Source organism: Streptomyces sp. NPDC040410 (assembly GCF_055595715.1).
On the sequence record NZ_JBVIVK010000002.1, the window covers coordinates 196,740 to 209,804 of the forward strand.

Sequence of the window (13,065 nt, forward strand, 5' to 3'; positions counted from 1 at the left end):
GTGGGACATGACCAGGACAGCCAGTGTCCGGGTCTGGTTCTACGCTCGCGCACCATGACCACAAGGGATTCTTCATCCGCACCGGCAATCCGTTTCCTTTCCGTCGACTTCGACTGCCCGGACCCGGCCGAGCTCGCCCGTTTCTACGGCGACGCCCTCGGCCTGCCGGTGCTGTTCGCCAGCGACGACTTCGTCCTGCTCGGCCGTGAGGGCGCCCCCGGACTGGGGTTCGTCCGGCAGGCCGACTACCGGCCCCCGACCTGGCCCGACCCCGCCCGGCAGAAGCAGGCCCACATCGAACTGGGCGTCGAGGACGTCGAGGACTTGGACGCCGCCCAGGACCGGATGCTGAGCCTGGGCGCCGTGGTGGCGTCGTTCCAGCCGCAGCCCGACAGGTGGCGGGTGCTGCTGGACCCGGCCGGCCACCCCTTCTGCCTTTCCGCCCACGGACTCTGAGCACGCGGCCATGACGCGAAAGCGGCAAGACCGTGTGGCCATGGCGGCGCGATTCGCCGCGCCGTACGTCGATCCGAAAGCGATCCCACAACTATGGGGCCAACTCCGCCTGAATCAAGGCGCGTTGCCCTATGCCGGGGGCGATGGACTGGAGGTGGCGCCCGAGCAGCGGAGCGACCGTCGGATCTGCTCCGCAGAGTGCTGTGGGTGGACGACCAGCCGGCGAACAACGCCTACGAGGTGGCCCAACTCCAGGCACTGGGCGTGGAAGTGGTGAACGCCACGTCCACGCAGGAAGGCGTCCGTGCCCTGCACAAGGCGCGGCCTGCCTTCGACGTCGTGGTCTCGGACATGGGCCGGATTGACCCCACCGGATTCGACCTACCGATGAGGCTCTTCGACCTGCTGCGCACCGCGGGCCGGTTCCCGGGAGCGGACCCGGCCTGAGCGCCCGCTCCCGACGGCTACCGCGCCGTCCGCATGCCCAGCGGGCCCGCGATCTCCTCCTGCATCACCTTTCCGGCCTCGAACTCCAGCGTCTCGTCCCCCACGCCCTGGTCCGTGTCCAGGCCGTCCAGCTCCTCCAGGGGCTGGTTCAGCCGCACATGGGCGAGCACCGAGTGCAGAGCCCTCAGCGTCGCCGAGGCCGTCGTACCCCAGTTGGAGAAGTACGAGAACTGCCACCACCACAGCGCCTCGGTCGTGCGCCCCGCGCGGTAGTGGACCATGCCGTGGCGGAGGTCCGTGATGACGTCCGTCAGGTCGTCGGAGATGCGGGCCGGTACGGGTGCCTTGCGGGGCTCGTACGGGTCGAAGACCTCCGAGTAGACGTCGATCGGCTCCAGGAGGCGGGCGAGGTTCTCGCGGAGTTCGTCCACGTCCAGTTCCGGGCCCGGGTCGGGCTCGTAACGCTCGTCGGGGACGATGTCCTCGTGGGCGCCCAGACGGCCGCCGGCCAGGAGCAGTTGGGAGACCTCCAGGAGCAGGAAGGGGACCGCCGAGTCAGGCTCGTCGCCCTTCGCTACCTCCGTGACGGCCACCAGGAAGCTCTCGACCTGATCCGCGATCTGGACCGCGAAGTCGTCGGGGTTCTGGCTGGTCGCGTGCAGCGTGGCGTCAGACATCTAGGAGTCGTCTCCCCTCGAAGGCGCGGCCGAGAGTCACCTCGTCCGCGTATTCCAGGTCTCCGCCCACCGGGAGGCCGCTGGCCAGGCGGGTGACCTTGAGGCCCATGGGCTTGATCATGCGGGCGAGGTACGTGGCCGTCGCCTCGCCTTCGAGATTCGGGTCCGTGGCCAGGATGAGCTCCGTGACCGTGCCGTCGGCCAGGCGGGCCAGCAGTTCCCTTATGCGCAGGTCGTCGGGGCCGACGCCCTCGATCGGGCTGATCGCTCCGCCGAGCACGTGGTAACGGCCGCGGAACTCACGGGTGCGCTCGATAGCGACCACGTCCTTCGGCTCCTCCACCACGCAGATGACGGAGAGGTCGCGGCGGCTGTCACGGCAGATGTTGCACAGCTCCTCCTGCGCGACATTGCCGCAGGTCGCGCAGAAGCGGACCTTCGCCTTCACCTCCAGGAGGGCCTGCGCCAGACGCCGTACATCCGTCGGCTCCGCCTGCAGGATGTGGAAGGCGATCCGCTGCGCGCTCTTGGGACCGACGCCGGGCAGCCGCCCCAGCTCGTCGATGAGGTCCTGGACCACGCCTTCGTACAACGGACTGCCCGTCCTTCCTGGTTCCTTCAGTACGTACCGTAGTTGGCCGACGGCCGTCTTAGAAAGGCAGGCCCGGGATGCCGCCGCCGAGGCCCTGTGCGAGGGGGCCCAGCTTCTGCTGCTGGAGGGTCTGCGCGTTCTCGTTGGCCGCCTGGACGGCCGCGACGATCAGGTCGGCGAGGGTCTCGGTGTCCTCCGGGTCCACCGCCTTCGGGTCGATCTTCAGGGCGCGGAGCTCGCCGGCCCCGGTGACGGTGGCCCTCACCAGGCCGCCGCCCGCCTGCCCGTCGACCTCGGTCCGCGCCAGTTCCTCCTGGGCGTCCGCCAGGTCCTGCTGCATCTTCTGGGCCTGCTGGAGCAGCTGCTGCATGTTGGGCTGGCCACCACCGGGGATCACGATCAGCTCCTGGTCTCGTATGGCTGTTACGGCTGTCCGGGCGGGTTTTTCCGCTTGGATCGAGCCTACGTGGTCCGGGCGGCCGTCGCCGCAGCACTCTTTCGAGTGAGTCGACGTCGATCCCTCTACCTGATCAAGGACCTCTTCCGGGCGGAAAAGAGGCCGAACCGACGCCTTCGCCACCCCTTGGGCGCTAGGAAAGAGGGCGGCGCACCAGCAGCGGACGTCACGCAACGTGATCGGTCGCGTGCGGTGTCGTGACCAGTGTCGTCCAGGATCAGTAGGGAGTGCCGGGTGGGTCAGCCGGAGATGCAGCCCGAGGGTCCGCCTCAGGACGGGCGGGGCGAGGGCGCGGCCGGGCTGCGGCCGGGCGACCTGACCGGGCGGACGCTGCCCCTCGGCGACTGGGGGGAACCGGCCGAGCGGCTGGACGAGCTGTACCGGTGGGTGGAGCGCGGGGCGCTGGAGACCGCGGCCTGGTATCTCGCCGAGCGGGTGTGGAAGCGGCGAGGGGCGCGGCTGCTGCGGGTGGGCGCGGCGGCGGGCGGTGTGGCCGGGGCCTCGCTGCCGCTCCTCGATCTGACCGGGGTGGTCGGCGCAGTCTCTCCGTGGGGGTATCTGGCGCTGCTGCTGGGGGCGGCGTGCCTGGCCGGGGACCGGTTCTTCGGCGTCACGTCAGGGTGGATGAGGGACGTGGCCACGGCTCAGGCCGTGCAGCGGAGGCTTCAGGTGCTGCAGTTCGACTGGGCGTCGGAGTGTGTACGGGAGGTGCTGGGGCCGGCGGAGGGGACGGCGAGCGAGGCCACCGAGCGGTGTCTCGCGGTGTTGCGGAGGTTCTCCGAGGACGTGACCGAGCTGGTGCGGATGGAGACGGCTGACTGGATGGCGGAGTTCCGCACCGGGGTGGCGCCGGTGGGGGTCCAGCCGACGGCGGCTTCCGGGGGCCGCGCGGACACGGGGGCGACGCAGGGGAGGTTCGCCATGCCGCCGAGTGCCAGCGCCCGCCCGAACATGCCCCGCCAGCGGCCGCCCGAGCCCAGATGAGCGGCGCGGGGCCGCCGTCGGAGGTGTTCGCCCTCTCCGGCCCCTTCGCGCCCCGTCCCCGGGGGCTGCCGCCCCCGGCCTCCCGCTTCGGCCTGCGGCCTCGTCCTCGAACGCCGGACCGTCCGGGCCGGCTGGCCGGCCGGAGTTCGCCGTACGTTCACTGCCGTGTGTACGTCAGCTTCTCCCCGGTGTCCCTGTTCACACGCTCCAGCCTGCCGTCCGGCAGAAGGGTGACCTCGCTGGCCGCGCCCGGGGTGCACGAGGAGCGCGGCTCGCCGGTCGTCACGGTGGACGGGCCGATCGCCAACGGGCCGTCCTCTGAGGGGGCTTCGGCCAGCGGCGCCTCGAACACACAGTGGTAGGTGCCGGCGTCCGTAGGCCCGTCGGCGACGAGGGAGAGCACCGTGTCGCCCACCTCGCCCTGCTGGATGGTCAGTTCGCGGGTGTTGTGCCCGGTGTCGTTGTCGATGGACGTTGTCCAGGTGCCCAGGTACGCGGCCGGGATCGTGCCGTCCGCCGCGGCCGAGGCGGTCGGCTGGGAGTCGGTCGGGGACGGCTCGGGCGTGCTCGGGCCGGGGGTCTTGGGTGCGCTGGTGGTCGGGGACGGGGTGGAGCCGCCGTGGTCGTCCTCGCCGCCGTTCATCAGGGCGTAGACCGAACCGCCGGCGCCCAGCGCGACGATCAGGGCGACCACGACGAGCGCCGCCGTGGAGCGGGCGCTCCTTCGCGGCGGTTGCTGCGGGGTTCCCGGCGGCGTCGTGAAGGGCGGGCCGTACGGCGGGGGCGAGCCGAGGCCGCCGTACGACTGGCCGCCGTGCGACTGGTACCGGCCGGGTGCGCCGGGCTGCTGCGGATAGCCGTACGCGGAGGGCTGCGGGTGCGACGGGTGCTGTTGCGGATGGCCGTACGCCGGGTGGGGCCGGGCCGGGGGCGGTACCTGCCCGGCGACCCGTGTGGGGAGGTGGTTCGCTGGTGTGCCCGCGCCCGGCTGTCCCGGCACCGGCGGTGCCGCGGGGGCCGGGGCCGGCTTCGTGGGCGGGTCGGTGGACGAGTAGCCGGCGGCCGGAGCGTGCTCGGGCGGGGCCGCGGGAGCCCACCCCTCGGCGGAAACGGAACCGGGACCGGATCCGGAATCCGGATCTTCCGTGTCCAGCAACCGCACCGCATGCCGCCCCAGTTGGGCCACGAGCGCGCTCGGCAGCCACGGCTCCCGGGAGCGGCCTCCGGAGACGGTGTCCTCCGCGCCGGTGCGCTCCAGGATCCGGGCGAGCGTCGGCCGGGCGGCCGGGTCCTTCTGCAGGCAGTCGCGGACGAGGTCGGCGATGCCCTCGGGCACGCCCGCGAGGTCGGGATCCTCCTGGGCGATGCGGAACATCACGGCGTGCACCCCGCTGTCGGCGGCGCCGAACGGGAGGCGGCCGGTCGCGGCGTACGCGAGGACGGAGCCGAGACAGAAGACGTCGCACGCGGGCGTGATCCGGTCGGCCCGCACCTGCTCGGGGGCCATGAAGCCGGGCGACCCGATCATCGCGCCGGTGCGGGTCAGTCCCGCGTCCCCTACGGTCTCCAGGGCCCGCGCGATGCCGAAGTCGATGACGCGGGGTCCCTCTATGGTGACCATCACGTTGGACGGCTTGAGGTCGCGGTGGACGATCCCGGCCGCATGGATGTTGGTGAGCGCGTGGGCGAGCCCGGCGCCGAGGATGCGTACCGACCGCTCGGGCAACGGGCCGTGGTCGTGGCTCACGACCTGCTGGAGGCTCGGCCCGGCGACATAGCCGGTGGCGACCCAGGGCACGGCGGCCTCGGTGTCGGCGTCGAGGACGGGCGCGGTCCAGAATCCCCCGACGCGCTGAGCGTTGCGTACCTCCTGCCGGAAGCGCGCCCGGAACTCCTCCCGCGCCGCCAGCTCCTGCCGGACCTGTTTCACGGCGACGGTGCGCCCCCGGTCCGAGCGGGCGAGATAGACCTGCCCCATCCCGCCGGCCCCCAGCCGCGCGAGCAGCCGGTATCCGCCGATTTGCTGCGGATCCTCCGGGCCCAGTTTCTCCATGGCCGCGCCGCCCTTCCCCCACATATGTGATCGAGCCGAGAATAAACCGGCCGTTCCGGGAGTCGAGCGGCGCGGTGTCTACGGTTCCGTAACAGGCGGTCCCAGCTCGTCCAGCACCTTCGACAGCCGTTCGAGTACGGCCACGCCCGCGGCGAGGTCCGCGTCCCCGAACGCCTCGGCGAGCCGGCCGGCGAAGGCGGCGTGGCCCGGGTCGATCCGGTCGACGGCCGCGCGGCCCTGCGCCGTGGGCGCGAGAAGCTTGGCGCGGCGGTGGGCGGGGTTGGAACGGTACTCGGCGAGGCCGCGCTGCACCAGCAGGTCGGCGATCCGCTGGACGCTCTGCCGGGTGATGCCCATGGCGCGGGCGATCCCGGAGACGGGCAGCGGCTCGGGGAGGACCGCGCCGAGCACCTGCCACCAGGCGGCGGTGAGCCCGGCGGGCCTGGCCAGTTCCTCCGCCACGGCGAGGAACTGGCCGTTGAGCCGGAAGACACCGAGCGCGCTGCGGCTGAGCAGGTCCTGACGCTCCCGGCTCACTGCGCGCCCGCCTTCTCGAGGACCGCGTACGCCTCCGCGTCGGAGTCGTGGAACAGCCGGTACCAGGCGTCGAGCACCTCGCCGTCGTACACCCCGAGGAGACGGAAGACCTCGCGGGCGAAGGCGACGGGCTCGGTGGGGCCGGCGGTGACGAGGCCGCGGTCGGTGACGGCGTCGGTGTCGACGTAGTGGCCGCCTCCCCGGTAGCCCGTCGCGGCCAGGTAGAAGGAGACCGCGCTGGTGTGGTCGCGGTCGTCGAGCAGGCCCGCCCGGGCGAGCCCCGCGGTGGCGCCGCAGATCGCGGCGACGGGCACGCCGGCGTCCAGGAAGTCGCGGGCCTTGCGGGCGAAGGGCGCGAGGTCGTCGGTGGTGTCCCAGAGGTCGGCGCCCGGGAGGATCAGCAGGGAGCTGTCCTCGGGTCGTACGTCGTCCAGGGCGGCGTCGGGCTGGACGCGCAGGCCGCCGATGCTCGTGACGGCGGCGGTGGAGGGGCCGACGGTCCGGATCTCGTACCCGGCGCGGGCGAGGTGGGCGGTCGTGTGGCCCGTCTCCCAGTCGGCGAGGGTGTCGTAGACGGCGAGACGGACGGGCTTGCGAGTGGTGCTGTTCATGACTCCTCCTCGACCCTCGACTGCATGACAGTAGGCTGTCATAAACGCAGCAGGCTGTCAATGCCGGTCCCGGGGCGCGCCCCGCGTCGACAACCTGTCGCGGAAAGCCCGGGACCGCAGACAGGACGCCGATGTCGCACCCCCGCCGCACACACCTACCCTCGGGCGCATGACCCCTCAGCCAAACCCCGAGGCCGGCGCCGCCGTGAAGGCCGCGGACCGTGCGCACGTCTTCCACTCCTGGTCCGCGCAGGAGCTCATCGACCCGCTCGCCGTCGCCGGCGCGGAGGGGTCGTACTTCTGGGACTACGACGGCAGGCGGTACCTCGACTTCACCAGCGGGCTCGTCTACACGAACATCGGCTACCAGCACCCCAAGGTCGTCGCCGCGATCCAGGAACAGGCCGCGACCCTGTCCACGTTCGCGCCCGCGTTCGCCGTCGAGGCACGGTCCGAGGCGGCCCGGCTCATCGCCGAGCGGACACCCGGCGACCTGGACAAGATCTTCTTCACCAACGGCGGGGCCGACGCGGTGGAGCACGCGGTGCGGATGGCGCGGCTGCACACCGGGCGGCCGAAGGTGCTGTCGGCGTACCGCTCGTACCACGGCGGCACGCAGCAGGCCGTGAACATCACCGGCGACCCGCGGCGCTGGCCGTCCGACAGCGGCACGGCGGGAGTCGTGCACTTCTGGGCGCCGTTCCTGTACCGCTCGCGCTTCTACGCGGAGACCGAGGAACAGGAGTGCGCGCGGGCCCTCGAGCACCTGGAGACGACGATCGCCTTCGAGGGGCCGTCGACCGTCGCCGCGATCGTCCTGGAGACGATCCCGGGGACCGCGGGGATCATGGTGCCGCCGGCCGGCTACCTGGCGGGCGTCCGTGAGATATGCGACAAGTACGGCATCGTCTTCGTCCTGGACGAGGTCATGGCCGGGTTCGGGCGGACCGGTGAATGGTTCGCCGCGGACCTGTTCGACGTCGTGCCGGACCTGATGACGTTCGCGAAGGGCGTGAACTCCGGATACGTGCCGCTGGGCGGTGTCGCCATCTCGGGGGCGATCGCGGAGACCTTCGGGAAGCGCGCGTACCCGGGCGGCCTGACGTACTCCGGGCATCCGCTGGCGTGTGCGGCGGCCGTCGCGACGATCAACGTCATGGCCGAGGAGGGCGTCGTCGAGAACGCGGCGCGGCTCGGGACGGAGGTCGTGGAACCGGCGCTGCAGGCGCTGGCGGAGCGGCACCCGTCGGTCGGCGACGTGCGGGGCGTGGGGATGTTCTGGGCGGTCGAACTCGTGAGGAACCGGGAGACACGGGAGCCACTCGTGCCGTACAACGCGGCGGGCGAGGCGAATGCCGCGATGGCCGCGTTCGGGGCGGCGGCGAAGAAGCAGGGCGTGTGGCCGTTCGTGAACATGAACCGGACCCATGTGGTGCCGCCGTGCAACGTGAGCGAGGCGGAGCTCAAGGAGGGGCTGGCGGCCCTCGACGTGGCGCTTTCCGTTGCGGACGAGTACACCGAGTAGACGCCCGCGGCAGCGCCGCTCACGCATTCGAACGCGTAAGGTGGCGTGCTCGTAGACATATATGTGCACGCCACCCGAACGCGATGAGGTGAACCCCCGACCATGCCCGCCACCAGCGGCAACGGCGCCGTGACGCGAAGCACCCTGCGGCAGCAGATCGCCGACGCGCTGCGCGACGAGGTGCTGGCCGGGCGGCTGCAGGCGGGGCAGGAATTCACGGTGAAGGAGATCGCCGAGCAGTACGGGGTGTCCGCGACCCCGGTGCGCGAGGCGCTCGTCGATCTCTCCGCCCAGGGGCTGCTGGACGCCGACCACCACCGCGGCTTCCACGTGCACGAGTACTCGGTCGACGACTTCCGCGGCATGATCGAGGCCCGCAGCCTGGTCACCGGCGGGATGTTCCACGCGCTGGCAGGCGGCCACGGCGGCTTCCAACGGCTCGACGACGCCCGTACCGCCGCAGCCGTGGCGGTTGTGCGGCGGCGCGGCGAGGAGGCGCAGCGCGCCGCCACCGCCGGTGACCTCACCGTCCTGATCGGCTACGACCTGCGCTTCTGGCGTGAACTGAGCAGCCTGTACGGCAATCCCCACCTGGTCGACTTCCTGCACCGCCTGCAAGTCCAGGGCTGGGTGTGCGCGGTGCAGCGCCTGCGCCGGCTCACCGACCTGCGCGGCGAGCTGTGGTCCGGCCACACCGAACTGGTGCACGCCCTGGCGCGCCGCGACCTCGGGGCCGCCCGCGCGATCCTCGCCGCGTACGACGCGCACTCCCTCGCCATGATCGAACGCCTCGCCGCCGGATGACCGGGGCGGGCCCGGGTATGGGACCCGCACGAGGGCAGCCGAGCCGCGCCGTACCGACTACCCTTCCTTGACCACTGTGCGACGACCGTTGTGCGACGACCGTCGTGCGACGCCGCTGGGCGCTACGAGTACCCGAGGAGCTCTCTTTGGCCTGTGACCTGTGGCTGGTGCCGCTCGTGGACGTGTTGTGCCACACCCCCGACAACCCCTTCGCCGAGGAACTCGCGCAGTACAACAAGGTGCTCGGCGAATCCGGCCTGCCGCCGGTGCCCGTGTACCAGTACATGCCGGGACTGTCCGGCGAGGTCGCCCCGGTGGCCGGCTTCGACTACGACGCGCTGCACTTCCTGCGCCGCGCCTACCTGCTCCAGGTGTGCGGGCTGGCGGTGACGCCGGTGGACGAACTCGGCGGCGACTACGAGCAGTTGCTGGAGATGTTCGAGGCGACGGCCCAGCAGTCGCATCTGGTCTGGCACTACGACCACGCGGGCGCGTACGTACCGGTCGACTTCCCGCACCCGCTGTCCAACGACGAACTCCTCGCCGGCGGCGGCCCGCTGGGCTCCTCCCAGACCCTGCTGCGGGAGCTGGAGTTCGTGGCCCCGGTCATCGGGATCGACCCGGCCAACCCCCCGGCCGCCCCCCAGCCGCCGATGGCCCCGACGGAGTTGGAGGAACCGGCCGTGCCCGCGCCGTACGATCCCAGCCCCTTCGCCCGTGAGCGCCACGTCTGGCTGGGTCTGCACGCGGCGGCGACGCGGAGCCTGGCACAGGGATCGATGATCATCTTCAGCTGACGGCCGGCCTGCCGACGGGTCACCTCAGCCGGGACAGTCCCTTCTGCAGGTCGTCGAGGTTCATGACCGGGGTGTAGTCCAGTTTGGCGCCCAGCTGAATGAAGAAGGGCTCGGCGATCGACGGCATGTCGGAGGGGTCCGTCATGTCGAAGACCAGGTACATGGTGCGCAGCCCCTGATCGACGGTGAAGTAGGAGGCCTCCGGCTTGAGGTGTTCCATGGTCTCCTGGACCAGCTGGGGCAGCTTGCCGCTCCGGATCAGGTCGTTCGTCCGCTCCGTGTCGAGAGAGGCCTTCAGCAGCATTCGCATCGCGGTCACCTTCTTCCGTCGGGTCACAGACACGTACGGCACCAGAATATTCGCATAAAGGGCATTTCTCCTGGGCTGCCCGGTCGGCGTTCCACGCCTCAGAACGTGCCCGCGCCGAGGGCAGGTTGGGCGTACGGAAAACGGAGGGCACCCCGGCAGGGGGCGCCCTCCGTTCCCGGTCGGCGCCGGTCGGGAACACCTGTGCCCCTGGCCGGAGTCGGCGGCCAGGGGCACAGGCACGCGCACGTGCGGAGGACTAGTGCGGCGGCAGGCAACGTTCGCCCCGTCGCGACGCCCGGCACGCCCTCTCGCCGCACCGGCCGAAAGCCCACGTACGTCCAGTACGAGGACTTCCGGCCGGCACGCCGAGAGCACGCACCGGACGCCGCTCCTTGACGGGCAAACGTTGCCTGCCGCGGCACTAGATGAACGAGTTGATCTCGATCGTCTCGTCCCGGCCCGGTCCCACGCCGATCGCGGAGATCGGGGCGCCGGACATCTCCTCCAGCGCCTTGACGTAGTTCTGGGCGTTCTTCGGGAGGTCGGAGAACGACTTCGCCTTCGTGATGTCCTCGGACCAGCCCGGGAGGGTCTCGTAGACCGGCTTCGCGTGGTGGAAGTCCGACTGCGAGTACGGGAGCTCCTCGACGCGCTTGCCGTCGATCTCGTAGGCCACGCAGACCGGGATCTGCTCCCAGCCGGTGAGGACGTCGAGCTTGGTGAGGAAGAAGTCGGTCAGACCGTTGACCCTTGTCGCGTACCGCGCGATCACCGCGTCGAACCAGCCGCAGCGGCGGTCACGGCCGGTGGTCACGCCCCGCTCGTGGCCGATGCGGCGCAGCGCCTCGCCGTCCTCGTCGAACAGCTCGGTCGGGAAGGGGCCGGAGCCGACACGGGTCGTGTACGCCTTCAGGATGCCGATGACCCGGCTGATCTTCGTCGGCCCGACACCGGCGCCGGTGCAGGCACCGCCCGCCGTCGGGTTCGACGAGGTCACGAAGGGGTACGTGCCGTGGTCGATGTCGAGCAGGGTGCCCTGCCCGCCCTCGAACAGCACCACCTTGTCGTCCTCCAGCGCCTGGTTGAGGACGAGAACCGTGTCGGCGACGTACGGCGCGAGCTTGTCCGCGTAGCCGGTCAGCTCCTCGACCACCTGGTCGACGGCGATGGCGCGCCGGTTGTACAGCTTGGTGAGGAGCTGGTTCTTGACGTCGAGGGCCGCCTCGACCTTCTGGGTGAGGATCGACTCGTCGTACAGGTCCTGCACGCGGATCCCGACGCGGTTGATCTTGTCCGCGTAGGTCGGCCCGATGCCGCGCCCGGTCGTGCCGATCTTCCGCTTCCCGAGGAAGCGTTCGGTCACCTTGTCGACGGTGACGTTGTACGGCGTGATGATGTGGGCGTTGCCACTGATCAGGAGCTTGGACGTGTCGACGCCGCGCTCGTTCAATCCGCTCAGCTCGGAGAGCAGGACCGACGGGTCGACGACGACACCGTTGCCGATGACCGGGGTGCACCCCGGGGACAGGATTCCGGAAGGGAGGAGGTGGAGGGCATACTTCTGGTCGCCCACGACTACCGTGTGGCCGGCGTTGTTACCGCCTTGGTAACGCACCACATAGTCCACCGACCCGCCGAGCAGATCGGTCGCCTTTCCCTTGCCTTCGTCACCCCACTGAGCACCGAGCAGCACAAGTGCGGGCACGCGCGTACACCCCTTCCGGGCGGGGCATGTCCAGGGTCAGGGGCGCACCCGGCACGAAACCCGTACCTGGTACCCCGGCGACCTTCGTTGGCCGCGACCCGTCGGACCGGATGCCCCGGAATAGACGAAGCCCCTGGCGCAATAGCGCAAGGGGCTCTTGCACAAAGATGCTACCCGAGGAAGCGAGGCATGACCGAGGTGGCGACTTCCGACCAGCTCCTTGTGGTCATCGACCCGGTCGCCGTCCGGGCGGACGGCGAGTCCGTTCGGATCGCGAAAGACGTGCTCAGCGGGGGTGCGCCCATGAAGGTGTGCCTCCCGGAAGGGCCCGAGGAATTCGCCCGCGCACTGCGGCGAAGGGGTTCGCGAAGGCCGGTCGTGGTCGGCGACGACCGGACCCTGGTCCGGGCGGTGTCCGTTTTGCACCGGCAGCGGGAGCTGGCCGGATGTGCGCTGTCGGTGGTGCCGGTCGGCGGCGCCGTGTCCCTGGCGCGTTCCCTGGGGGTGCCGACCGCGGCGGTGGCGGCGGCCAGGGCGGTCCTGGACGGCGCCGAGCGGCGCCTGGACCTGCTGGTCGACGAGAGCGACGGGGTCGTGCTCGGCGCCCTGGGGATACCGTCGCCGGCCTCGCCGGCTGAACCGGAGACCGCCGACCCCGCGCATCCCTGGCTGCGGACGTACCAGTCGCTCGTACGGACGCTGGTGCCCGCCCGGCCGCCCCGGGCGATGCAGGCCGCCCCCTGGCGGGGGCCCTCCCGCCTGCGGGTGGAGGTCGACGGCGTGACGCTGGTGGACCTGGACCAGCCGGTGCAGGAGATGTCGGTGACGCCCGGGGACTCGGGGGTGGCAGACGTCGAGGTACGGCCGGTCTCGGTGGGCGCGGAGGCGGCACCGCTGCTGGCCCGCGGCCGGAGCGTGACCGTGTCCGGCGGTGACTTCCGCTACCGGGCGGACTCGGTCGTGTCGGGACCGGTGCGCCGACGGACCTGGACCGTCTGGGAGGGGGCGTTCGGCCTGACGTTGCCGGTCGCCTGAGGAAGGGCGACCGCCGCGGCAGCCCCGGGCCGCGGCGACGGGACCTGACCGGCTGCCCCCGGCCTGTCAGTCGGC

At 71.4% G+C, this 13,065-nt stretch carries 15 protein-coding genes; 7 read left to right on the forward strand and 8 right to left on the reverse strand.

Going from position 1 to position 13,065, the window contains the following annotated elements; all coding sequences use genetic code 11:
• Positions 1-54: 54 nt before the first annotated feature.
• Together ACZ562_RS04865 and ACZ562_RS04870 are read left to right on the forward strand one after the other, a co-directional pair.
• Positions 55-456 (forward strand): VOC family protein, encoded by a 402-nt coding sequence (locus ACZ562_RS04865; RefSeq protein WP_471174222.1) that lies wholly within the window; start codon positions 55-57, stop codon positions 454-456.
• Positions 457-663: 207 nt separating this feature from the next.
• Positions 664-903, forward strand: coding sequence for a hypothetical protein (locus ACZ562_RS04870; protein WP_471174223.1), 240 nt, complete (start codon positions 664-666; stop codon positions 901-903).
• 17 nt (positions 904-920) lie between these two features.
• Here the strand turns inward: ACZ562_RS04870 and ACZ562_RS04875 are convergent, their stop codons facing one another.
• Genes ACZ562_RS04875 through ACZ562_RS04885 form a run of 3 tightly spaced genes read right to left on the reverse strand, consistent with a single transcriptional unit; the run spans position 921 to position 2,569 of the window.
• Positions 921-1,580 (reverse strand): DUF5063 domain-containing protein, encoded by a 660-nt coding sequence (locus ACZ562_RS04875; protein ID WP_471174224.1) that lies wholly within the window; start codon positions 1,578-1,580, stop codon positions 921-923.
• Entirely contained in the window at positions 1,573-2,172 is a 600-nt protein-coding gene (recR, locus tag ACZ562_RS04880; RefSeq protein WP_471174225.1) for a recombination mediator RecR, read from the reverse strand. Before recR ends, ACZ562_RS04875 begins: the two co-directional genes overlap by 8 nt.
• 58 nt (positions 2,173-2,230) lie before the next feature.
• Entirely contained in the window at positions 2,231-2,569 is a 339-nt protein-coding gene (locus ACZ562_RS04885; protein ID WP_471174226.1) for a YbaB/EbfC family nucleoid-associated protein, read from the reverse strand.
• A gap of 294 nt (positions 2,570-2,863) precedes the next feature.
• Between ACZ562_RS04885 and ACZ562_RS04890 the strand changes: the two genes are divergently transcribed.
• Positions 2,864-3,613, forward strand: a complete 750-nt coding sequence (locus tag ACZ562_RS04890; RefSeq protein ID WP_471174227.1) for an SLATT domain-containing protein — start codon at positions 2,864-2,866, stop codon at positions 3,611-3,613.
• Between the two features lie 157 nt (positions 3,614-3,770).
• Here the strand turns inward: ACZ562_RS04890 and ACZ562_RS04895 are convergent, their stop codons facing one another.
• The 3 genes from ACZ562_RS04895 to ACZ562_RS04905 all read right to left on the reverse strand — a co-directional run bounded on the left by ACZ562_RS04895 (position 3,771) and on the right by ACZ562_RS04905 (position 6,814).
• Complete coding sequence (locus tag ACZ562_RS04895; protein WP_471174228.1) at positions 3,771-5,666, reverse strand: serine/threonine-protein kinase; 1,896 nt, start codon at positions 5,664-5,666, stop codon at positions 3,771-3,773.
• 78 nt (positions 5,667-5,744) lie between these two features.
• Positions 5,745-6,203 (reverse strand): MarR family winged helix-turn-helix transcriptional regulator, encoded by a 459-nt coding sequence (locus ACZ562_RS04900; RefSeq protein ID WP_471174229.1) that lies wholly within the window; start codon positions 6,201-6,203, stop codon positions 5,745-5,747.
• The gene (locus ACZ562_RS04905) at positions 6,200-6,814 is read right to left on the reverse strand and encodes a type 1 glutamine amidotransferase family protein (protein ID WP_471174230.1); all 615 of its coding nucleotides are present in this window, start codon (positions 6,812-6,814) and stop codon (positions 6,200-6,202) included. The genes ACZ562_RS04900 and ACZ562_RS04905 overlap by 4 nt, the downstream gene beginning before the upstream one ends.
• A 169-nt stretch (positions 6,815-6,983) precedes the next feature.
• Between ACZ562_RS04905 and ACZ562_RS04910 the strand changes: the two genes are divergently transcribed.
• From ACZ562_RS04910 to ACZ562_RS04920, 3 genes are all read left to right on the forward strand, one after another.
• Complete coding sequence (locus ACZ562_RS04910; RefSeq protein ID WP_471174231.1) at positions 6,984-8,339, forward strand: aminotransferase class III-fold pyridoxal phosphate-dependent enzyme; 1,356 nt, start codon at positions 6,984-6,986, stop codon at positions 8,337-8,339.
• A gap of 102 nt (positions 8,340-8,441) precedes the next feature.
• Positions 8,442-9,143: a GntR family transcriptional regulator gene (locus ACZ562_RS04915; RefSeq protein WP_471174232.1), complete on the forward strand. Its 702-nt coding sequence runs from the start codon at positions 8,442-8,444 to the stop codon at positions 9,141-9,143.
• A gap of 146 nt (positions 9,144-9,289) precedes the next feature.
• The gene (locus tag ACZ562_RS04920) at positions 9,290-9,940 is read left to right on the forward strand and encodes a hypothetical protein (RefSeq protein WP_471174233.1); all 651 of its coding nucleotides are present in this window, start codon (positions 9,290-9,292) and stop codon (positions 9,938-9,940) included.
• Between the two features lie 19 nt (positions 9,941-9,959).
• On the opposite strand, the gene ACZ562_RS04925 is transcribed toward ACZ562_RS04920, so the two are convergent.
• Together ACZ562_RS04925 and ACZ562_RS04930 are read right to left on the reverse strand one after the other, a co-directional pair.
• Entirely contained in the window at positions 9,960-10,250 is a 291-nt protein-coding gene (locus ACZ562_RS04925) for a DUF3303 family protein (RefSeq protein WP_471174234.1), read from the reverse strand.
• A 421-nt stretch (positions 10,251-10,671) separates the two neighbouring features.
• Positions 10,672-11,955: an adenylosuccinate synthase gene (locus tag ACZ562_RS04930; protein ID WP_471174235.1), complete on the reverse strand. Its 1,284-nt coding sequence runs from the start codon at positions 11,953-11,955 to the stop codon at positions 10,672-10,674.
• Positions 11,956-12,144: 189 nt separating this feature from the next.
• Between ACZ562_RS04930 and ACZ562_RS04935 the strand changes: the two genes are divergently transcribed.
• The gene (locus tag ACZ562_RS04935; protein WP_471174236.1) at positions 12,145-12,990 is read left to right on the forward strand and encodes a diacylglycerol kinase family protein; all 846 of its coding nucleotides are present in this window, start codon (positions 12,145-12,147) and stop codon (positions 12,988-12,990) included.
• The last annotated feature ends 75 nt before the right edge of the window (positions 12,991-13,065 follow it).

Bases quoted from the DNA above. Each gene is read 5' to 3' on its own strand.
- ACZ562_RS04910 (WP_471174231.1), top strand. From the start codon at position 6,984: ATGACCCCTCAGCCAAACCCCGAGGCCGGCGCCGCCGTGAAGGCCGCG.
- ACZ562_RS04895 (WP_471174228.1), bottom strand. From the start codon at position 5,666: ATGGAGAAACTGGGCCCGGAGGATCCGCAGCAAATCGGCGGATACCGG.
- ACZ562_RS04875 (WP_471174224.1), bottom strand. From the start codon at position 1,580: ATGTCTGACGCCACGCTGCACGCGACCAGCCAGAACCCCGACGACTTC.
- ACZ562_RS04935 (WP_471174236.1), top strand. From the start codon at position 12,145: ATGACCGAGGTGGCGACTTCCGACCAGCTCCTTGTGGTCATCGACCCG.
- ACZ562_RS04915 (WP_471174232.1), top strand. From the start codon at position 8,442: ATGCCCGCCACCAGCGGCAACGGCGCCGTGACGCGAAGCACCCTGCGG.
- ACZ562_RS04925 (WP_471174234.1), bottom strand. From the start codon at position 10,250: ATGCGAATGCTGCTGAAGGCCTCTCTCGACACGGAGCGGACGAACGAC.
- ACZ562_RS04905 (WP_471174230.1), bottom strand. From the start codon at position 6,814: ATGAACAGCACCACTCGCAAGCCCGTCCGTCTCGCCGTCTACGACACC.
- ACZ562_RS04865 (WP_471174222.1), top strand. From the start codon at position 55: ATGACCACAAGGGATTCTTCATCCGCACCGGCAATCCGTTTCCTTTCC.